The organism is Roseococcus sp. GW821-FHT12F05, assembly GCF_058806835.1.
Genome location: NZ_JBXAQB010000014.1, coordinates 33,880 through 54,564 on the forward strand (window position 1 = coordinate 33,880; position 20,685 = coordinate 54,564).

The following is a 20,685-nucleotide window of genomic DNA, read 5'->3' on the forward strand; positions in this document are numbered from 1 at the left end:
TTTTGACCCCCTACTGATGAAGGCGCAGGAAACGAGTTTCCTGCCGGGGGTTGGCCCCGAAGCGGAGACAACGAGGGGCAGAGCCCCTCAATACGCAACCTTGCAGCTTTACCGCCCCGTCCAGGCGATCCCCTCGCTCACCGTGAAGGACAGCGTCGAGACATGGCGCAGGCGCGCATAGGCGCCGTCGCCCGTGCCGCCGGGCGTGTTCTCCGTGTGGATCGCCTCGGCCACGTAGCGGCCGGCCCAGGGCGTCTCGAAGCTCACGCGGCCCTGCGCGTCCGTGCGCAGCTTGCGCTCCCAGCGCGGCGGCGCGACGAGCGTGACCTCGGCGCGCGGCAGGGGCTGACCGCGCAGCATCAGCACGAAGTCGTTGCCGTTGGCGGTGACGGGCACGAGCTCGAGATCCATCGCCGCGCGGGTCTCGCTGCGGCCCTCGCGCGCCAGCATCACGGCCCGGAGGCGATCCGGCGCGCCGGCGCGGCCGAAGGGCGGGATGCTGTCCTCGATCATGCGGACATCGCCCGTGCCGGCCGGCAGGGCGGCCGCGATGTGGTCCTCGCGGCGGGTCAGCGGCAGCGCGGCGGCGGGGTCCGCCCCGAAGACGCGGGGGCCGGTGATGCGGTCGAGGAGCGCGCCGCTGCGCTCGCGCAGGTTCTCCACCGGCTCGCCGAAGTAGAGGCGCGCCGTGTCGCCGTCACGCTCCAGCCAGAGCTGGTGCGCCAGCGCCGTGGAGGCGAGCGTGACCAGGGCGGTCACCAGGAGCATGGGCAGGCCGTTGTTCATGGGTCGTCTCCTTTTCAGGGTGTGAGGAATGCGATCGCCGCCAGCGCCGGCAAGGCGGGGCCCAGCCAGATCGCCACGCGCGGCGCATAGGGCAGCAGGAACACGAGCGGCAGCGCCGCCGCCGTCAGCAGGCCGAGCCAGCCGACCGGGCCCATGGCCCAGCCCCAGGCGGCGACGCAGGGCCAGGTCGACAGCGCGAGCAGCGCCCAGCCCATCGCGCGCAGGGCATGGCGGCGCGGCGGCTTCGGGCGGCGGCCCAACAGCTCCTGGTGATGACGGTCCATGGACAGGCAGAGCGCGAGGAAGCCGGCATAGGCCAGCGCGAAGGCGAGGGCGGCCATCACGCGCGCTCCGCCATGGCGGGCACCGCCGCGCCGCGTGCCTTGCGCGCGGCGGGGGCCGTCTCGGGCCGCCGTGCCAGCTTCCAGGCGATCGCGCCCATCAGAGCGCCCATCGCCGCAAGGCCGAGGTCCATCCCCGCCATCGACCAGTCGCCCTCGGGAATCGAGACGCCGAGGTGGCGATGCGTCGTCAACGCGTTCAGCACGGGGATCGCGAGGCCCAGGAAAGCGGCGCAGGCGAACTGCTCGATCCAGGCCCGGCGTGCCGCGCGGATCAGCGCATGCAGCAGCGACAATACCCATAACCCGAAGAAGACGCGCACCTCCCATTCCGCGCGCTCGGCGATGCCGAGCGGCAGCAGGCGGTTCGCCCAGAAGAAGCCGAACATCGCCATGGGCAGCCCGGCCACGGTGCCGATGTTGAGCGTGTCGACCAGCCGCAGCCCGAAGCCGGGCGAGCCCATGGCCGCGCGCTTCTGCCGGTGCTTCGCCGCCCAGAGGATCAGCCCCGTCGCCACCATCGCCGTGCCCGCGAGGCCGGAGAGGAAGAACAGCGCGCGCATCAGCGGACCCGCGAAGCGGCCGATATGCAGCCCGTAGGTCACGCCGCGGGTCGCCGCGGCCGGCGCGTCGCTGCCCGTCTCGGCGAGCCGCGCGCCGGTCGTGCCGCTGAAGACGAGCGTCTGCGGATTCACCGACATCCGCCCGGACTCGCCACGGCTGATCTGGATCACCGAATTCGCGTCGGACGGGTTGTGCACGTTGATGCGGCTGAGCGAGGGCGTGCCCCAGTGCTGCATCGCCTCGGCGAGCAGCGGCCCCGCATGCACGAGTTCGCCGGGCCGGCCCGCGGCACGCGGCGGCGGGGGCGAGCCCACCGCCTCGGCGAAGAAGGCCTGGCGGTTGCCGCGGTAGGCCGCGTCGATCCCCCAAGGCATGTACATCAGCATCAGGGTGATGAGGCCGGTGTAGGTGATCATCAGGTGATAGGGCAGCGCCAGCACGGCCAGCGCGTTGTGCGCGTCCAGCCAGGAGCGCTGCGGCGCCTTGCCCGGCCGGAAGGTGAAGAAGTCGGCGAAGATCCTGCGATGCGTGATGATGCCGCTTATGATCGCGACCAGCATCATCATCGCGCAGAAGCCCACCACCCAGCGGCCCCAGATCGGCTGCATGTGGAGCTCGAAATGGAAGCGGTAGAAGAACTCGCCGCCCAGCGTCCTGCGTGAGGTCACCGGCTCGCCCGAGACGGGATCGAGCACCGCGCTCTGGAAGCGCCGCTGGGTCGGGGTGCGCCAGAAGACGCGGATGACAGGATCGCGCTCCTGCGGCAGGCCGATGAACCAGGTGGGCGAGTCCGGCGCGATCCGCCGCAGCGTGCCGAAGGCCAGCTCCGCCGCGGCCTCGGGCCCGGCGGAGGAGGCGCGCAGCTCCGGCTGCATCCATTGCGAGATCTCGCCGCGGAAGTAGCTCGCGGTGCCCGTCAGGAAGACGGCGAAGAGGATCCAGCCGACCAGCAGGCCGGACCAGGTGTGCAGCCAGGCCATGGACTGGCGGAAGCCGTTCTTCATGGCCAGGAGAGCCAGGCTGCGGCGGCCAGCACCGCCATGGGGATCAGCATGCCGATCCAGGCCCGCAGCGCCGTGCGCGCCGCGAAGACCCAGACCACCGTGCCGGCATAGACGGCGAAGCTCAGCAGCATGCCGGTCAGCACCGCCTCGGCGCGGCCGATGGGCAGCAGGGTGGCGCAGACGATGGAGGCGAGCGCCGCCATGGCATAGCCGCCCAGGATCGCCGCCACCACGCGCATCGCCACGCCCGGCCAGCGCCAGCCGCGCATGCGCGTCCAGACCATCGACGGGGCGGCCAGGGCTACCACCGGTAGGCCAGCGTCGCGTAGATGCTGCGCCCCGTGCCGTAGGCGCAGTTGGCGCCGCCGCTGCAGGCCTGCACGTAGTACTCGTCGCCGAGATTCGTGGCGTTGAGCTGCAGGCGCCAGTTCTTGTAGTCGGCCGAGGCCATGGCATCGACGACGGTGTAGCTGGGCACATGGTAGATCGCGCCGCTGACGTTGTTGCCCAGCGTGTTGCCCGTGTAGCGCACGCCGCCGCCGACCCGGAGCGTGAGGTCCTCGTTCACGCGATAGGCGTAGTCGGCCCAGATCGAGGCCTGGTGCGTCGGCGTGGCGATGGGCCGGTTGCCGCGCGTGAGCGTGTTGCTCCGGGTGATCTCGGGATCCATGACGGTGAAGGCGCCGATCAGGTTCAGCCCGCTGGCGAGGTTCATGGTCGCCTCGAACTCCAGCCCGCGCACGCGGACCTCGCCGCTCTGGACGCTGAAGCCGGGATAGAGCGGATCGGTGGTGGAGACGTTCTGCTGCTTCAGGTCGTAGGCGGCCGCGGTGAAGAAGCTGTTCATCCCGCGCGGCTGGTACTTGATGCCCACCTCGACCTGCTCGCCGGTCGTCGGCTGGAAGAGGCCGCCGCCGCGCTGCGGCGCGAAGGTGCCCGTCGCCGGCAGGAAGGAGGTGGAGTAGCTGGCATAGGGGGAAAGCCCGATCGACGAGGCATAGAGCAGCCCCACGCGGCCGGTGAAGGCGCTGTCGTCCTGGTTGGTCTGCGCGCGGTTCAGGTTGTTGCGGCTGTCGATCGTCGCCCAGTCCTGCCGGCCGGTCAGCGTCAGCAGCCAGTTGCCCAGGCGGATCTGGTCCTGCGCATAGAGCCCGATCTGGTTCAGGAACTGGTTGCTGTTGGTCACGCTGAGGGTGGTGCCGCCGACGCGGTAGAGCGAAGGCCGCGTGATCGGCACGCCATAGACCGGGTTGAAGAAGTCGAGGCCCGGGCCGGTGCCGGAGCCGAAGCGGTTCTGGTTGAACTGCCAGCGATAGTCGAGGCCGGTCAGCACCGTGTGCTGGAGCGGCCCGGTCGCGAAGCGGACCTCCGACTGATTGTCGACGGAGACGTTGTCGTAGCCCTGCCGCGAGTAGCCGACACCGCGGATGACCGCGCGCTGCGCCGTCGTCTGGCCGGAGGCGGGATAGATCGACAGGTAGTCGATGTCCTGGTGCGTGTAGCGGAAGTTCTGCCGCACCACCCAGGCGTCGCTGATGCGGTGCTCGGCGAGCCAGCCGGCCGTGACCTGCCGGCGATAGAAGCGGTCGAAGTTCGGGTCGCCCGTGTTCAGGCTGCGCGAGATGCGGCCGTAGGGGTTCGGGAAGACCGTGCCGAGCGGCGGCAGGAACTGCGCCGAGGAGCCCGTGTCGTCGCGCAGGTAGCTGCCCAGGAAGGTGATGCTGGTGTTCGATGTCGGCGCCCAGCGGATCGAGGGCGCGACGTAGATGCGGTTGTTGCGCACGCCGTCGATCTGCGAATCGGCGTCGCGCACGAGGCCGTTGAGGCGCCAGAGCAGCGTGCCGTCCTGGTTCAGCCTTCCGCCGACGTCGAAGGAGCCCTGGATGCGGTTGAAGCTGCCGCCCTGCAGCGCGACCGTGTTGCGCATGTTCAGCTGCGGCGTGCGGCTGATGCCGTTGATGACGCCGCCCGGATTGCCCTGGCCGAAGAGGCCCGAGCTCGCGCCGCGCAGCACCTCCAGCCGCTCCAGCCCCCAGGGCTCGAGGCGGAAGCCGTTGTAGCCGGAGGAGTTCGGCGCGCGCAGGCCGTCCAGGTAGATGTCGCCGGCGAAGCCGCGGATGGAGAAGTACTCGCCGCGCGTGTCCTCGCCGTACTGCTCGATGTTGGTGCCGGCGGTGTAGCGGAAGGCCTGGCCCAGCGACTGGACGTTCTGGATGTCCATCCGGTCGCGCGTGATGACGGAGACGGATTGCGGCGTCTCCAGCAGGGGCGTGTCGGTCTTGGTGCCGGTGGCGTTGGTGGGCGCGACGTAGCCCTCCACGGGCCCGCGGGCCGAGGCGTGCGCGCCCTCGACCGCGAGCTGGGGCAGGACGACGGCGTCCGACGGGGCGGAAGCCTCCTGCGCTTTCGCGCCCCCCGCCAGGGAGAGGATGGCGATTGCGGGAAGCCAGCGCAGATCCTGCGCGCGTCGGAAGTGTCGGATCACCTTCGGCCCTCTCCTGTCCCGCGGAGATGTCCGTCGGGTGGAGACCGTATTGCAAATGATTCGCATTATCGACAAGCGCGGTATCGCAATTTTCCGCTTTCGGAACAAAAGCTTGCGCCGATGGCACGCATGACGTGAGCCAGGGCCGCCGAGGGCCCGACGAGCAACGCGACCGCGGGCGCCGGCAGCCGTCCGCGATACGAGCGAGGGGATGGGTCTCGTCATGGGCCCCCGGCTGGTCCTTCCGGAGAACCCCTTCTCCCCGGTCCGGCTTATTTGCAACTCATTCGCAATTGCGGCAAGGGGGCCTTCGCGTTTTCCCGCCGCCCGCATCGTCAGCCTCCTGTCGTGCTAGCCTGGCCACCGGATCGGGCGGGGCGGCGGATATGCAGGACAGGCGGGGATGGCTGCGGCAGGCGGGCGCCCTGGCGGCTCTTCCGCTGCTTCCGGCGCGGGCCGCCGAGCCCTTCCGGCGCCGGCGCCCCGATGATCCCGGCTGGCCCTCGGCCGCCGCCTGGGAGGCGCTGGACCGGCAGGTGAACGGCCGGCTGATCCGTGTGGCGCCGCCCCTCGCCGCCTGCGAGCTCGCGCCGGACGGGCCGGCCTGCCAGGAGCTGCAGCGGCAGCTCGCCAACCCTTATTTCCTCGGCGACGAGGTGGGGCTGACCCAGTCGAGCGGCTGGCTCGACGCCTGGCGCTCCGCGCCCAGCGCCTATGCCGTCGCCGCCCGGCACGCGCGCGACGTGGCCGCCGCCGTTGATTTCGCCCGCGAGAACCGGCTGCGCCTCGTGGTGAAGGGCGGCGGGCACAGCTACCAGGGCACGTCCTGCGCGCCGGATTCGCTGCTGGTCTGGACGCGGCGGATGAACGACATCGCGCTGCACGAGGCCTTCGTCGCGGAGGGTTGCGGCGCCGTGACGGCGCAGCAGGCCGTCTCGCTGGGCGCCGGCGCCATCTGGATGCAGGCCTATGACGCCGTGACGACCCAGGGCGGCCGCTACGTGCAGGGCGGCGGCTGCGCGACGGTGGGCGTCGCCGGCCTGATCCAGAGCGGCGGCTTCGGCAGCTTCTCCAAGCGCTACGGGCTGGCGGCGGCCGGGCTGATCGAGGCCGAGGTGGTGACGGCCGACGGGCAGATCCGCATCGCCAATGCCTGCAGCGAGCCCGAGCTGTTCTGGGCACTGAAGGGCGGCGGTGGCGGCAGCCTCGGCGTCGTGACGCGCGTGACGCTGCGCACCCACGCGCTGCCGGATTCTTTCGGCGCCGCCTTCGGCACCATCCGCGCGAGCTCCGACGCCGCGTTCCGCCGGCTGATCGAGCGCTTCGTCGCCCTCCACGCCGGACACCTGCACAACCCGCACTGGGGCGAGAGCGTCACCATCCGGCACGACAACAGGCTGGCGGTCTCGATGGTCTTCCAGGGCCTCGACCGGGACGGCGCGGCCGAGGTCTGGCGCGATTTCCTGAGCATGATCGCCGCGGCGCCGGGCGACTTCGCCATCGACGAGCCCTTCCGCTTCGTCTCCGCCCCGGCACGCCGCCTCTGGGATGCCGACTTCCTCCGGACGCATGTGCCCGGCGCGATCATGCCCGACACCCGCCCTGGCGCGTCCGCGGCCAGCGTCTTCTGGTCGGGCGATTCCGGGCAGGTCGGGCAGTTCCTCCACGGCTATGCCTCGACCTGGCTGCCGGAAGCGCTGCTCGCCGAGCAGGATCGGCTTGCGGATGCGCTCTTCGCCGCCAGCCGCCACTGGCCGGTGGCGCTCCACTTCAACAAGGGCCTCGCCGGCGCGCCGCCCGAGGCGATCGCCACCGCACGCGACACGGCGATCCACCCCGCCGCCCTGGAAGCCTTCGCGCTGGCGATCATCGGCGGCGCAGGCCCGACCACCTTCCTCGGCGCGCTGCCGGACCCGGGGCCAGGGCGGCGCCGCGCCGCGGCGATCCGGGCGTCCAGCGAGGCGCTGCGGCGGCTGGTGGTCGCGCCGGCCTCCTACGTCTCCGAATCCGACTATTTCGAAGCGGACTGGCAGGCCGCGCATTGGGGTCCGAACTACCCGCGCCTGCTGGAAGCGAAGCGGCGCTACGATCCCGAGGGGCTGTTCTTCGTCCACCACGGAGTGGGCTCGGAAGGCTGGAGCGACGACGGCTTCACTCACGCCTAGAACCTGTGCCGGAGCGCTGCCGTCACCGTCAGCCGCTCGCCGTAGAAGCAGGCGTAGGTGCAGGTCGCGACGTACTGCTTGTCGAAGAGGTTCGTCGCGTTGACCGAGAGGCGCCAGCGCTCGCTGAGGTCGTAGCGCACCATCGCGTCCACCAGCGTGAAGTCGGGCACGCGCACCGAGTTCGCGGTGTCGCGCGTCGAGCTCAGGTAGCGCACGCCGCCGCCCAGGCCGAGGCCGCGCAGCGGGCCCTCGCGGAAGGTGTAGTCCGCCCAGAGCGAGGCCTGATGCATGGGCACCGCGGCCGGGGTGCGGCCCACCTCGGCGCGGGTCGCGCTCTTGGTGATCTCGGCGTCGGTGTAGGCGTAGCTGGCGATGGCAGCGAGCCCGTCGGTCAGCTGCGCGCGCCCCTCCAGCTCGATGCCGCGCGAGCGCTGCTCGCCGATCTGCACCGCGAAGCCCGGATGCGCCGCGTCGACGCCGACCACGTTCTGCTTGGTGAGCTGATAGGCCGCGAGGCTCACCAGGCTCCGCATCCCCGGCGGCTGGTAGCGGATGCCCACCTCGTACTGCTGCCCCGTCGTCGGCCGCAGCGCCCCGCCGCCGAAGAGCGTGGCGCTCGTGCTCGGCTGGAAGGATTCGGCATAGCTGGCATAGGGCGCGAGGCCGATATCCGTGAGGTAGACGAGGCCCACGCGGCCGGTAAAGGCGCTGTCGTCCGGCCCGACCTGGGTGCGGGCGATGCGGTTCGTCACCTGGGAGTTCACCCAGTCCTGCCGCCCGCCGATCAGCACCACCAGCCGGTCGGCGATGCGGATCTGGTCCTGGGCGTAGAGGCCCACCTGCGAGACCGTCGTCAGGCTGTTCAGCGTGGAGCCGAGCCGCGGCGCGGCGACGAAGGCGCCGTAGCGCGGCGAGAAGAGGTCGAGGCTCAGCGCCGGCGTGGCGGCCGTCACGCCGCGGATGTCGACCATGCGCGTGTTCGTGACGTCCAGGCCGAAGAGGACGGTGTGCTCCGCCGGGCCGGTGCGGAAGCGCGCCTGCGCCTGGTTGTCGATCATGAACTGCGAGGAGCTGGTGCGGCGGTTCTCGGCCGAGCGGTTGACCACGCGCTGGTTCGCGGAGAGGCCCGCGGCCGTCGTCGTCCCGGCGACCTGCAGGTCGCGGATCTGCGATTCCGACCAGAGGTATCGGGCATTCTGGCGGAGCGTCCAGGTCTCGTTGAGACGGTGCTCGGCCAGGTAGCCGATGGCGAAGTTGTCGGTGACGTAGCGGTCGTAGCCCGGCTCGCCGACGAAGCGGTTGGTCGGGATCTGGCCGTTGCGGTTGGGCAGCACCGTGCCGATGAAGGGCAGCCCGTAATTGTAGCGCGTCTCGCCGTGGTAGTAGCTCGCGAGCATGGTGACGGTGGTATCGGGATTCGGCCGCCAGGTGATCGCCGGCGCGATGTAGCGCCGGTTGTCCGGGATGTGGTCGATCATCGTGTCGCTCTCGCGGATCAGCCCCGTCAGCCGGTAGGACCAGACGCCCGCCGCATCGATGGGCCCGCCGAAGTCGATGCCGAGCTGCCGGTTGTTGTAGCTGCCGCCGGAGAGCTCGATCTCGCGCAGCGGCGTGAGCAGCGGCCGCTTGCTGACGAGGTTCACGATGCCGCCCGGCTCGGCCGAGCCGTAGAGCACCGAGGCCGGCCCGCGCAGCACCTCGATGCGCTCGAGGCCATAGGGCTCGATGAGGCCGAGCCCGTAGTTGTTGGTGCCCCAGCGCAGGCCGTCGCGATAGATGGCGTTGTTCTGCGCGGTGCCCTGGAAGCCCCGGATGATCAGCGTCTCGTCGCTGCGGCTGAAGCCCTGGCTGGCCAGCACGCCGGGCGTGTAGAGCAGCGCGTCGCGGATGGTCTGCGCCCGCTGCGCGTCCATCTGGTCGCGCGTGACGACGGAGATGGACTGCGGCGTCTCGATGATGCTCGCATCCGTCTTGGTGCCGGCGGTGCTGACCTCGGCGACATAGCCGCGCACCGGGCTCCAGCCGCGCTGCAGCCCGGCCTGCACGTTCACCTCCGGCAGCTGCACGGCGGAGCTGTCGCCGGGCGCGGCGACGGGCGCCGGGACGAGCGTGACGGTGTTCGCCCGGGTGAAGCGCCAGGCGAGGCCGGTGCCGGCGAGCAGGCGGCCCAGCGCCTCGCTCGGCCGCAGCGCCCCGGTCACCTCGGCGGAGCTCCGGCCCTGCGTCATGGCGCCGTCGAAGACGGTCTCGATGCCGGACTGCTGGGAGAACTGGATCAGCGCGTCGCGCAGCGGCTGGGCCGGGATGGCGAAGGACATGGCCGGCTCGTTCGCCGCCGGCTGCGCCAAGGCCGGCACGGCCGGTGCCGCCCATGCGGCCGCGGCCAGGAGCGTCAGCAACCGCATCCCGCGCCCCAGCCCGCCCGTCGATCCCCGATCCATGCCGAATTCCTCTGATTTGCGAATGCGAGTCAATCGCGTCAAAGGGCATGACGAAGGGGGGAGCCGCCCCCATTACAGGCCGCGGAGAAAAATTCAGGCGCTGCCGATCAGGACGAGCAGCGGCGTCAGGTGCCGCACCCGGATCGGCAGGGCGCGGGCCATCGCATCCAGCACCGCGTCCGGAGCCGTGCTGTTGAAGACGCCCGAGACCATCAGCCGCGCCGCCGCGTCGCTCGTCACCACGATGCGCCCGGAGCGGTAGCGCTCCAGCTCGCGCGCGACCTGCGACAGGGGCAGGTCGCGGAAGATGAGCCGGTCCTGCCGCCAGGCCGCGATCTCGGACAGCGCCACGCCGGACGGGCCGCGCAGGCCGAAGGCGCCGTAATGCGCGCCCTGCCCGCGATCGAGGCGCAGCGACTGCCCGCCGCGACTCACCTGCACCTGGCCCTCGGCCACGGCGACGGAGACCGCCTCGGCGCCGATATGCACCTCGAACTGCGTGCCCAGCGCCTCGGCCTCGCCGCCCTCGGCCTCCACGACGAAGGGCCGCCCGGCCTGGCGGGCGACCGTCAGGAAGGCCTCGCCGCGATGCAGGAACAGCCGCCGCCGCGCCGCGGTGAACTCCGTGGAGAAGGAGGACGCCGCGCCCAGCAGCACCTCCGAGCCGTCCTCCAGCTGGACCAGCCGCCGCTCGCCGACGGCGGTGCGGGCATCGGCCGTGAGCTCCGGCCAGGCGGCGATGGTCCCGCCCGCGACGGCGGCCACCGAGGCGGCAGCCGCCACCTGCCAGATGCGCCGCCGCGTGACCGGGCGCGGGCGCGGGCGCGGCGCCGGTGGGACCAGCGCCGGCGAGGTCAGGGCGTGGCGCAGCGGCTCGATCCCGGACCACATCGCCTCCATCTCGCGCCAGGCCTCGGCGTGGCGCGGATCGGCGCGCATCCAGTCCCCCCAGGCCGCGCGATCGGCGTCGGAGAGCGCGGGGTCGCGCAGGCGGACGAACCAGGCGACGGCCGCCTCCTCGATCTCCTCCATGGGGTCAGATTCGTCCGTCATCCGGCGATTCAGACGCCGCCGCCCGGCGGGCCCATTACATCCCCCTCGCGAAAATCGCGTAGGCGCTTGCGCAGGGCCGAGAAGGCACGGGTCATGTGGACCATCACGGTGTTGGGCGAGATGCCGAGGCGCTCGCCGATCTGCGCATAGTCCAGACCCTCGAAACGATGCAGCAGGAAGACCTCCCTTCCGCGGGGCGGCAGCTCCAGGATGGCCTTGTGCAGCAGTTCCAGCTCCTCGCGCGCCAGCATCGCCTGCTCGGGCGCGGGCTGGGCGGAGGCGACGCGCTCGGCGATCTCGTCGAGCTCCACGTGCTCGGGCTGGCGGCGGGCATGGCGCTGCCGGTCGAGGATGAGGTTGCTGACGATGCGGCGGAGGAAGGCGCGCGGGTTCTCGACCTCCTGCCGGGGTCTGGCGGCGTAGCGCAGGAAGGCGTCCTGCACGACGTCGGCCGCCGCCTGCTGGCTGCCCAGGCTCCGATAGGCAAAGCGGTTCAGCTCCGCCTGGTAGAGGCGGAACAGCTCGTCCAGATCCTCGGCCATGGCCCCGATGCAGTTGCGAATGGCTCGCAATACGTGGCGGCGCGGGGCGCCGCAAGCCTCAATAGTCGAGGTGCGGCCGGGCCGCGCGCATCTTCGCGGCGATGGCGAGGCCGTTGGGCTCGCCGCGGCTTTCCAGCATGCGGACGATGGCGAGATGGTCGGAATCGGGCTTGAGCTGGTTGTGCTTGCGCTGGCCTTCGACCCTGACGATCGCGATCTCGATGGTGACGATATAGGCCAGCATCGCCTCGCGCTTGCCGGGCTCCATGCTCTCGAGGCCCCAGGGCGGCTTGGGCGCGACCCGTGCCTCGGCGGTCGCGAGCAGCGCGTCGCCATGGGCACGGTTGAGCGTCAATTCCTGTCGCCGCGCCGGGCCGGTGAGGTGGACCGCCTCGTAGAGCCAGGTCGAGACGTTGTCCGGCATCGCGTACCAGTCGTTGGAGATGTAGGTGTCGGGCCCGGTGACGGCGAGCAGGAAGTCGCGCCCGTCGGCCAGCGCGGCGAGCGGGTTGGCCTTGGTGACATGGGCCTGGATGACCTCGCCCTTGAGCACGAAGGGCACGTGCGAGCCGATGGGCCGCATGCCGTCGAAGGCGGTGAGCATGCCGAAGCCACGGCGTGCGGCGAGGTCGAGCGCCTCGTCGCGCGGGATGGCGAATTCGGGCTGCAGCAGATGCATGGGACGGCCTCCTGACCGTCCCATTGGGCTACGAAATGCCCTCAGTTGAACAGGGCGACAGCGCGGATGGGGCTGGCGGTGCCCCCGCGGATCCGCAGCGGGAAGCCGATGAAGGTGAAGCGCCCGCGGCCGAGCAGCCTGTCGAGATTCGTCAGGCATTCCATGTGCGTGATGCCGAGCTCGGCGCAGGCCATGTGCGCCTGGAAGTTGGGCTCGCCCTCGGGCGCCGGGCTGATCGCCTCCACGCCGAACATGCCGATCCCCTGCTCCGCCAGCCAGCGGATCGCGGGGATCGAGAGCCCCGCGAAGTCGTGCTGGTAGGCCGGCGTGCCGAGCAGCTTGGTCGTGCCGAAGTAGATCAGCACCGTGTCGCCCTTCTGGATGGTCTGGCCGGACTTCTTGACCGCCTCCTGCACCTCCTCGAGCGTGGCGGAGGTCTTCAGCGGCACGTGCGACAGGTCGATGCAGAAGGCGGAGGTATAAAACTTCTCCAGCGGCATCTGGTCGATGGACAGCGCATCCGGCCGCGGATCGAAGTGCACGGGCGCGTCCACATGCGAGCCGGCATGGTCAGAGAAGGCGATGGAGAGCGCCTTGCTGGAGAAGGTGGTGTTGCCGGCCTTCTTGGGCTCGGAGTGGTCGTTCCACACCGTCATGATGACGGGCGGGTGCGAGGGGTGCGCCTGCGTCTTGTGGAAGAGCTCGCGGCTGAGATCGACGAATTCCAAGGGACGTCTCCTGAGTGTGGGAAGATTATTCGACGCGCACGTTGGCACGGCGGATCACGCCGCCCCAGCGCGCGCGGTCGGTGGCGATATAGGCGGCGAGATCGGCGCGCTTCACCGGCAGCGGGTCCACGCCCATGTCGAGCAGCTTCGCGCTCACCGCGGGCTGCGCGACCACCTCCTCGAACCTGTCGCCCAGCCAGGCCACGATCGGCGCCGGCGTGTCGGCATGGACGAAGAGCGCATAGTAGAGCACCGCCTCGTAGTCGCGAAACCCGGCCTCGGGCAGGGCGGGAACATCCGGCAGGCGGGGATGGCGCGTGAGCGTCGTCACCGCGATCGGCTTCACGCTGCCGCCGTTGATGTGCGGCAGGGCGGTCGGCATGGTGTCGATCGCCATGTCGATCTGATTCGCCAGCAGCGCGGCGGTGGCCGGCGCCGTGCCGCGGAAGGGCACGTGGTTCAGCTCGATGCCCGCATGGCCCTCCAGCAGCAGCATGGCGAGGTGACTGCCGGTGCCGACGCCGGTGCTGCCGTAGCTGATCTGCCCCGGCCGCGCCTTCGCCATCGCGATGAGATCGGCGACGCTGCCCACCCCCAGCCCGTTCCGCACGTAGATCACCTGCGCGACGTTCCCTACGGAGGCGATGGGCACGAGCCGCCGCCCCGGATCGTAGGTGAGGTTGGTCCGCGCCTCGGGGTTGATGGAGTGGGTGGACTGGTTGCCCATGAAGATGGTGTAGCCGTCGGCCGGCGCGTTGATCGCGGCCTCGGTCCCGATCGAGCCGCCGCCGCCGGAGCGGTTCTCCACCACCACGGATTGCCCGACCACCGGCCGCGCCGCCTCGGCCACGACGCGCGACATCACGTCCGCCGCGCCGGCCGGCGGGAAGGGCACCAGCAGGCGGAGCGAGCGGCTGGGGAAGTTGCCCGTCTGGGCGAAGGCAGGCGCCGCAGCGAGGCCGGCTGCGGCAGCGAGCAGGCGACGACGGTGAAAAGCGCGCATCAGCGGACTCCCGGTTCGAGGGGCCTGGCGCCAGCGATGCTCCTTCCATTGCGCTCCGTTCAGGCCGATCCACAATGTGGAATTCTTCCCGGCCCGGGATTGCTTATGAGGACCGTGCAGCGCACGGTTTCCCGATGCAAGCCGTGCTTCCATATAGTGGAAGATAATCGACCGAGACGCGCCGCCCCGCGCAGCCGCGACGGCGCCCAGACCATCCACCGCACGGCGGCGCTGCTGCGTGAGATCGCAGCGGCGCGCGGCGGCGGCGCCTCGCTGCAGGGGCTCGCCGCGGCGACGGGGCTGGTGCCCTCCACCGCACACCGCATGCTCCAGGCGCTGGTGGAGGAGGATCTGCTGGCGAAGGACGCGGCCAGCCGCGCCTATCGTCCCGGGCCGCTGCTCTACGAACTCGGGCTGGCCGCCTCGCCGCGGCTCGACCTGCGCAAGCTGTGCCAGCCGGCGCTGCAGCGGCTCGCGGAGGCCACGGGCGATTCCACCTACCTCACCATCCGCAGCGGCGAGGACGCGCTGTGCCTCGACCGCTGCGAGGGCAGCTTCCCGATCAAGGCGCTGCCGCTCGAGATCGGCAACCGCCGGCCGCTCGGCGTGGGCGCCGGCGCGCTGGCGGTGCTCGCCGCGATGACGCCGGCCGAATGCGACGAGGCGATCGCGGCCAATGCCGCGCGCTACCCGCGCTATCGCCTCACGCCCGAGCGCGTGCGGGAGGAACTCGAAGCGTCGCGCCGGCGGGGCCACGCCGTCACCACCGGGCGCTTCGTCGCGCGCTACCGCGGCGTGGCCGTGCCCTTCGGCGGCGGGAACATTCCCGCGGCGTCCCTCTGCATCGTCGCGATCTCCGAACGGCTCAGGCCCGAGCGGCTGGAGCGCGTCGCGGCCCTGCTCACGCGCGAGTGCCGCGCCCTCGTCACGCTGCTGGCGCGCGAAGCCCATCCCGAACCCGCTGGAGACTGGTCATGAGCACGACGTATCCGCGCGAGAGCGCCGCGAGCATGGCCGCCCGCCTCGATGCCGGCGAGGTCACGCCGACCGCGCTGCTGGCGGAAAGCCTCGCGCGCATCGAGGCCCTGGACGGCGCGCTGCACGCCTGGGCGCATCTCGCGCCCGACCAGGCCCGCGCGGCCGCCACCGAGGCCGATGCGCGCCAAAGGGCCGGGCGCCGCCTCGGCCCGCTCGACGGTATTCCCGTCGGCGTGAAGGACAACCTCTTCGTGAAGGACATGCCCGCGCGCTGGGGCAGCACCTTCTTCCGCGACCACGTGCCCGATCGCGACGACATCGTGGTGGAGCGGCTGCGCGCGGCGGGCGCCGTGATCCTCGGCAAGACGAGCACGCCGGAATTCGCGCTTTCCGGCCGCACCTTCAGCCCCATCACCGGCCACACGCGCCACCCGATGGACCATCGCCTGACGCCCGGCGGCTCCAGCGGCGGGGCCACGGCGGCGGTGAGCTCGGGGATGATCCCGCTGGCCATCGCAACCGATGCCGGCGGCTCCACGCGCCTGCCGGCGAGCTACACCGGGCTCGTGGGCCTGCGTCCCTCGAACGGGCGCATCCCCCGGCGCTGGGGCTTCCCGCCGATGGCGATGGACTTCCAGGCCATCGGCCTCATCGCCGGCACGGTGGAGGATGTGGAGCTCCTCTACGCCACGCTCGGCGGGCCCGATCCGCGCGACCCGACCTCGCAGCGCCTGCCGGCCGATCCGCCGATCGCCGCGAACGGGGTGTTCCGCGTGGGCTGGCTCAACACCTATGGCGAGGAGCTGGTGGATCCCTTCGTGCGCCGCGCCGTGGAAGAGGCGGCAGAGCGACTAGCCGGCCTGAACTGCGAGGTCGCGCCGGCCGCGCCGCCCTACGACCTCGCTGCCATCCGCGACATCTGGAGCGCCATCCCCGCCGCCGGAGTGGCCCGCATGGCCAGCTGCTTCCCGGAGCGCTGGGCCACGGATTCCAGCGAATCCCTGCGCCCCATGGCCGAGCGCGGCTTCGCGCTCACCATCCCCGCGCTGGTCGATGCGGTGGACCGGCTGAACGCCTTCCGCGCCGACGTTTCCTCGGCCTGGGGCGACTACGACGCGCTGCTGATGCCCAGCGCCGCCGCCCCTGCCTGGCCCGCCGAGGACGAGTTCCCGCGCGAGATCGACGGCAGGCCCGGCCACCCCCGCGCGATGAACGTCTTCTCCACCTGGGTGAATGCGGTGGGCTATCCCGGCCTCAACGTGCCGGGCACCCCGCATCCGGATGGACGGCCGGTCGGCGTGCAGCTCGTCGGCCGCTACGGCACGGAGCCGCTGCTCTTCGAGATCGCGAAGCGCCTCGCGGGCTGATCAGCCGCCGCGCTGCAGCTCCGGATGGTCGCCGCCGCTGAGCGTCACGCGCTGGCCTAGTCGGAAGCCCTCGTCAGCGCCGCGCACGAAGGCAACGTCCCGGTTGCCGCGCTCCAGCCGCACGACCACCTCGACCGCCGAGGTAGGCACCGCCGGGCCGGCGCCGGTCGAGACGCGCAGGATCTGCGCCATCGCCCGCTGCCGCGACTCCGAGGCCGGCGGCGCGGCCAGCGGGCGCAGGCCGACCACCACGCCGCGCTCCGTGGCCGGCGTGACCAGGGGAGCGGCGACCTCGTCCGGCGTGGCGGGCCGCTGCGGGCCGGACACGCCGCAGCTCGCCGCGGCCACGGCGAGGGCCAGGGCGGTCATGCGCGCGCTCATGCGAACGAAAGGGGACATGTGGCCATCATGCCGCATGTCCCGGGTTTTCGCCATCACGGAAGAGACACTTGCCTTAGAACGGACTTCTTTGCTTGATCGTCTGATCACGCCGACGGTAGGGTCTGGGTCAGCCATGCCCGCTGCGCGGCTCGGTTTTCTCGCTGCGGCGTCCGGTTCCATGGGGGTGGTGCTGGGCGCCTTGTTCGCGGCGACAGGGGGAGTTTCTGGGGAATGCAAGTCATCGTCCTGCGCCGAGGCGCTCGGCTCGTCCGACCTTTGGCCGCGCTCGGCGTTCTGGCGATGCTCGCCGCCTGCGGCTCCACGCCGCAGGGCGGCCCCGTCACCTCCTCGCGCAGCTACCACCAGTCCCGCAGCTATGATCCGCCCGGCCCGCCGAGCGACCCCTGGGGCCCCTGGATCCGCGAGGCCTCCCGCCGCTTCGACGTGCCGGAGACCTGGATCCGCAGCGTGATGCGGCAGGAATCCGGTGGCCGCGCCGGCGCCACCTCGCCGGTCGGCGCCATGGGCCTGATGCAGGTGATGCCCGGCACCTATCGCGAGTTGCAGCGCCGCCACACCCTCGGCGACGATCCCTACCACCCCTACGACAACCTGATGGCCGGCGCCGCCTATCTGCGCGAGATGTACGACCTCTACGGCTCGCCCGCCTTCCTGGCCGCCTACAATGCCGGCCCGCGGCGGCTCGAGGACTATCTCTACAACAACCGCGGCCTGCCGACCGAGACGCGCAACTACGTCGCCCGGGTCGGTCCCAACGTGATCCGCTCGAGCCCGGTGCGCCGCGCCCCGGCCGAGGTCTACGCCGCCGCCGAGATTCCGCTGAACGTGCCCGCGGGCCCGCGCCGCATGGACGCCTCCATGCGCGCCGCCCTGGCCGATGCCCGCTCGATCCGCGAGCAGAACGCGCAATACGCCTCGCTGCCGCCGGCCGAGGCGAACATCGCGCCCGTCCGCATGGCCTCCGCCGCGCCGACGCGGAGCACCAACTACAGCAGCCTCGCCTCCACGGGCGGCGGCCTGGTGCCCGGTGGTCCCGGCGTGGTCGCCATGATGCCGATCCCCGACGGCTCCACGCCCGAGGGCGCGGCCCGCATCGCCGAGAGCAACGCCCGCGCCGCCGGCACGGCGACGCCGATGGGCGGCGAAATCATCGGCGACCGGATCATCGTCGCGCGCATGGATCCCATCCCCGACGGCTCCACGCCCGAAGGCGCCGCCCGCCTCGCCGAAAGCGCCGCCCGCGCCGAGTCGCCGCGCCCCGCGCCGCAGCTCGTGGCCGGCCGTCCGCCCGTGGCGGCCCAGCCGGGCGGCTCCCGCTTCGGCTTCATCGGCAGCGCCCAGGCCAGCACGCTTCCCTCCGGCTTCCGTCCCGCCGTCGCCACCAGCGGCGCCTGGGGCGTCCAGGTCGGCGCCTTCACCTCGCCGGACCAGGCGCGGTCGGCGGCCCAGGGCGCGCAGAGCAGCATCGGCGGCCGCGTGCTGGTGATGCCCGTCTCGGTCGGCCGCGCGACCCTGTTCCGCGCCCGCGTCACCGGCCTCAGCCAGGGCGGCGCCCAGCAGGCCTGTGACCGGCTGCGCGGCCGCAACGGCTGCAATGTGATCTCGCCCGACTGAGATCTGCGGGCACGGCGGGCTTTGTCCCGCCGGAGGCCAATTCCTGTCGCGTCCAGCACAAATGCGCCCCGCGTGGCGCTGTCTGATCGCCTGCAACCAATCGGCGAAATTTTCGCCCTGTGCCATTGCCGGCTGTGTTTATCCTCGGTAACATTCGACAAAAGTCGAAGTGAATTCGCCGAAAATGCGCCGCCGAAGCCATTCCGGCGGTACCGAGGAATCGAACAGTCGTCGCATCCCTTCCAGAACCGGGGCCGGCCCGAACCATTCCTGACTGCCTCGTGGACAGGGAATACGGGGAAGCTCAGGCATGAGTATCAGAACCCGCCTGCTGTTGCTGGTCCTCTGCGCCGCCCTGCTCCCCGTTGGTCTGATCGGCGTCCGTTTCGTCAGCGATCGCGGCGAGGCGATCCGCCTTGCCACCGCTGAGCTGACCATCGAGGCCAATGCCGCCGCTGCCGCGCTGAACGAGCGCATCCGCGGCACCGCCCAGCTGGAATACGGCCTCGCCCGCGCGCGTGACCTCGACACGACGGACCGCGACGCCTGCTCGGCCTTCCTTGCCGCCGTGCTGCTGGAGCACCCGCAATACACGGGCATCCTCACCATCCGGCCGAACGGCCAGCTCTTCTGCGATTCGCTGGCGACCCGCCGCAACCTCGACCTGCGCGACCGCCGCTACTTCCAGCGCGCGGTCGCCAACCCCGGCACCCTGGCGGTGGAGCCCGCCTTCGGGCGCCTCACCGGTGCTGCCGTGCTGCAGATCGCCTTCGCGGCTCCCCCTCGGGACGGGCTGCCCTCCTTCGTCCTGCTCGCCTCGCTCGACCTGAACCGCTTCCTGCAGGACCGGCTGACGCCGGGCACCGACATGCTGCTCCTCACCGCAGATGGCACGGTGCTGACCTGGCTGCCGCTCGAAGCCAATTCGGATCGCCAGGGCGCGCGCATCACGGGCGAGCCGCTCTTCGCCTTCGCCAGGGCCTATCCGAACGGCGGCGCCGGGCAGGTGGAGGCCCTCGACGGCACCGACCGCATCTGGGCGACCGCCAGCGTGAACGTCACCGAGGGGCCGGGGCTGTACCTGCTGATCGGCCGGCCGACCAGCGCCCTCACCGGCCCGGCCGACCAGCGGCTGATCGAGGAGATCGCGGCCCTGGCGGCCGTCACGGTGATGCTCGTGCTCGGCGTCTGGCTGCTGGCCGAGATCGCGATCCGCCGGCAGGTCCTGCGGATCGGCACCATGGCGGCGCGGCTGGAGGCGGGCGACCTGCAGGCGCGCATCCCTCAGCCGCATCCGCGCGGCGAACTCGGTGGGCTCATGAACCAGCTCAACCGCACTGCGGAGGCGATCCAGCGGCAGCACGATTCCATCGCGGAGCTGAACCGGCGGCTCAGCCAGTCGCAGAAGATGGAGGCGGTGGGCCAGCTCACCGGCGGCATCGCGCACGACTTCAACAACCTGCTGACGGTCATCCTCGGCAATGCCGAGTTCCTGGTGGACGACCTGGCGGACCGGCCCGAGTCGCGCGAGCTCGCGCAATCCATGGTCATCGCCGCGGAGCGTGGGGCGGAGCTCACGCGCAGCCTGCTCGCCTTCGCGCGGCGCCAGCCCCTGGCGCCGCAGGCCGTTGACGGCAATCGGCTGGTGCTCGGCATGGAGGGGCTGCTGCGGCGGACGCTCGGCGAGCACATCGAGTACCGGATCATGCTCAGCCCGGGCCTGTGGCCGGCGATGGTGGATCCGGCGCAGCTGGAATCGGCCGTGCTCAACCTCGCGCTCAACGCGCGCGACGCCATGCCGTCCGGCGGCGCGCTGACCATCGAGACGAGCTGCACCCATCTAGACGAGGCCTATGCGGGCCAGCATGCGGAGGTGCAGCCCGGCGACTATGTGATGGTCGCGGTGTCGGACAGCGGCACCGGCATGGCGCCCGAGATCCTCGCGCAGGTCTTCGAGCCCTTCTTCACCACGAAGGAGGTCGGCAAAGGCACGGGGCTCGGCCTCAGCATGGTCTACGGCTTCGTCCGGCAGACGGGCGGGCACATCAAGCTCTACTCGGAGCTCGGCCAAGGGACCACGGTGAAGCTCTACCTGCCGCGCGCCGATGTGCCGCCGCTCGTGGCCGAGCCCGCCCGGCCCGCGCCGGCGGCGGGCGCCGGCGAGGTGGTGCTGGCCGTGGAGGACAACGACCTCGTGCGCTCGCACGTCACCGGCGAGCTGAAGGCGCTGGGCTACACGGTGCTCTCGGCGTCGAGCGGGGCGGAGGCGCTGCACATCGTGCACGACCGCGAGCGGCGGATCGACCTGCTCTTCACCGACGTGGTGATGCCGGGCGGCCTCTCCGGGCCGGATCTGGCGCGGCTGGCGCTGGAGGTGCGACCGGGGCTGAAGGTGCTCTACACCTCGGGCTACACGGAGAATTCCGTGGTCCATAACGGCCGGCTGGACCCCGGCGTCCAGCTGCTGACCAAGCCCTATCGGCGGCAGGAGCTGGCCCGGAAGCTGCGCGAGGTGCTGGAGAGTTAAATCCGG

Annotated in this window: 17 protein-coding genes; 5 read left to right on the forward strand and 12 right to left on the reverse strand. The window is 71.5% G+C overall.

What is annotated here, in order from left to right; translation table 11 throughout:
* Positions 1–108: 108 nt before the first annotated feature.
* From AC1ROY_RS25930 to AC1ROY_RS25950, 5 genes are read right to left on the reverse strand one after another with little or no spacing between them, the layout of a single operon-like run.
* A complete protein-coding gene (locus AC1ROY_RS25930) occupies positions 109–786 on the reverse strand; it encodes a DUF4198 domain-containing protein (RefSeq protein WP_493151811.1) in 678 nt (225 codons plus the stop codon).
* Between the two features lie 14 nt (positions 787–800).
* Positions 801–1,127 carry a DUF3325 domain-containing protein gene (locus AC1ROY_RS25935; protein WP_493151812.1) on the reverse strand — a complete coding sequence of 109 codons (327 nt, stop codon included), beginning with the start codon at positions 1,125–1,127 and terminating at the stop codon, positions 801–803.
* Positions 1,127–2,695, reverse strand: a complete 1,569-nt coding sequence (locus AC1ROY_RS25940) for a PepSY-associated TM helix domain-containing protein (protein ID WP_493151813.1) — start codon at positions 2,693–2,695, stop codon at positions 1,127–1,129. Before AC1ROY_RS25940 ends, AC1ROY_RS25935 begins: the two co-directional genes overlap by 1 nt.
* Positions 2,692–3,003: a DUF3649 domain-containing protein gene (locus tag AC1ROY_RS25945; RefSeq protein ID WP_493151814.1), complete on the reverse strand. Its 312-nt coding sequence runs from the start codon at positions 3,001–3,003 to the stop codon at positions 2,692–2,694. The genes AC1ROY_RS25940 and AC1ROY_RS25945 overlap by 4 nt, the downstream gene beginning before the upstream one ends.
* On the reverse strand, positions 2,997–5,180 hold the full coding sequence (locus AC1ROY_RS25950; RefSeq protein ID WP_493151815.1) for a TonB-dependent siderophore receptor: 2,184 nt from the start codon (positions 5,178–5,180) through the stop codon (positions 2,997–2,999). The genes AC1ROY_RS25945 and AC1ROY_RS25950 overlap by 7 nt, the downstream gene beginning before the upstream one ends.
* Positions 5,181–5,566: 386 nt before the next feature.
* On the opposite strand from AC1ROY_RS25950, the gene AC1ROY_RS25955 reads away from it, so the two are divergent.
* Positions 5,567–7,345 carry an FAD-binding oxidoreductase gene (locus AC1ROY_RS25955; protein ID WP_493151816.1) on the forward strand — a complete coding sequence of 593 codons (1,779 nt, stop codon included), beginning with the start codon at positions 5,567–5,569 and terminating at the stop codon, positions 7,343–7,345.
* Here the strand turns inward: AC1ROY_RS25955 and AC1ROY_RS25960 are convergent.
* The 6 genes from AC1ROY_RS25960 to AC1ROY_RS25985 all read right to left on the reverse strand — a co-directional run bounded on the left by AC1ROY_RS25960 (position 7,342) and on the right by AC1ROY_RS25985 (position 13,791).
* Positions 7,342–9,786, reverse strand: a complete 2,445-nt coding sequence (locus tag AC1ROY_RS25960) for a TonB-dependent siderophore receptor (RefSeq protein ID WP_493151817.1) — start codon at positions 9,784–9,786, stop codon at positions 7,342–7,344. The two genes, AC1ROY_RS25955 and AC1ROY_RS25960, sit on opposite strands and share 4 nt — an antisense overlap.
* A gap of 93 nt (positions 9,787–9,879) precedes the next feature.
* Positions 9,880–10,839 (reverse strand): FecR family protein, encoded by a 960-nt coding sequence (locus AC1ROY_RS25965; protein WP_493151818.1) that lies wholly within the window; start codon positions 10,837–10,839, stop codon positions 9,880–9,882.
* A gap of 8 nt (positions 10,840–10,847) precedes the next feature.
* Positions 10,848–11,381, reverse strand: a complete 534-nt coding sequence (locus tag AC1ROY_RS25970; protein ID WP_493151819.1) for an RNA polymerase sigma factor — start codon at positions 11,379–11,381, stop codon at positions 10,848–10,850.
* 58 nt (positions 11,382–11,439) lie between these two features.
* Entirely contained in the window at positions 11,440–12,060 is a 621-nt protein-coding gene (locus tag AC1ROY_RS25975) for an FMN-binding negative transcriptional regulator (protein WP_493151820.1), read from the reverse strand.
* 41 nt (positions 12,061–12,101) lie between these two features.
* The gene (locus AC1ROY_RS25980) at positions 12,102–12,788 is read right to left on the reverse strand and encodes a cyclase family protein (protein ID WP_493151821.1); all 687 of its coding nucleotides are present in this window, start codon (positions 12,786–12,788) and stop codon (positions 12,102–12,104) included.
* A gap of 25 nt (positions 12,789–12,813) precedes the next feature.
* Positions 12,814–13,791 (reverse strand): Bug family tripartite tricarboxylate transporter substrate binding protein, encoded by a 978-nt coding sequence (locus tag AC1ROY_RS25985; protein WP_493151822.1) that lies wholly within the window; start codon positions 13,789–13,791, stop codon positions 12,814–12,816.
* Between the two features lie 156 nt (positions 13,792–13,947).
* On the opposite strand from AC1ROY_RS25985, the gene AC1ROY_RS25990 reads away from it, so the two are divergent.
* Both AC1ROY_RS25990 and AC1ROY_RS25995 read left to right on the forward strand, forming a co-directional pair.
* Positions 13,948–14,769 carry an IclR family transcriptional regulator gene (locus AC1ROY_RS25990; RefSeq protein ID WP_493151823.1) on the forward strand — a complete coding sequence of 274 codons (822 nt, stop codon included), beginning with the start codon at positions 13,948–13,950 and terminating at the stop codon, positions 14,767–14,769.
* Positions 14,766–16,136 (forward strand): amidase, encoded by a 1,371-nt coding sequence (locus tag AC1ROY_RS25995; RefSeq protein WP_493151824.1) that lies wholly within the window; start codon positions 14,766–14,768, stop codon positions 16,134–16,136. Before AC1ROY_RS25990 ends, AC1ROY_RS25995 begins: the two co-directional genes overlap by 4 nt.
* Here the strand turns inward: AC1ROY_RS25995 and AC1ROY_RS26000 are convergent, their stop codons facing one another.
* A complete protein-coding gene (locus AC1ROY_RS26000; RefSeq protein WP_493151825.1) occupies positions 16,137–16,535 on the reverse strand; it encodes a hypothetical protein in 399 nt (132 codons plus the stop codon). It lies immediately after the preceding gene.
* 213 nt (positions 16,536–16,748) lie between these two features.
* Between AC1ROY_RS26000 and AC1ROY_RS26005 the strand changes: the two genes are divergently transcribed.
* Positions 16,749–18,152 carry a transglycosylase SLT domain-containing protein gene (locus AC1ROY_RS26005; RefSeq protein ID WP_493151826.1) on the forward strand — a complete coding sequence of 468 codons (1,404 nt, stop codon included), beginning with the start codon at positions 16,749–16,751 and terminating at the stop codon, positions 18,150–18,152.
* Positions 18,153–18,462: 310 nt separating this feature from the next.
* Entirely contained in the window at positions 18,463–20,679 is a 2,217-nt protein-coding gene (locus tag AC1ROY_RS26010) for an ATP-binding protein (protein ID WP_493151827.1), read from the forward strand.
* Positions 20,680–20,685: the final 6 nt, after the last annotated feature.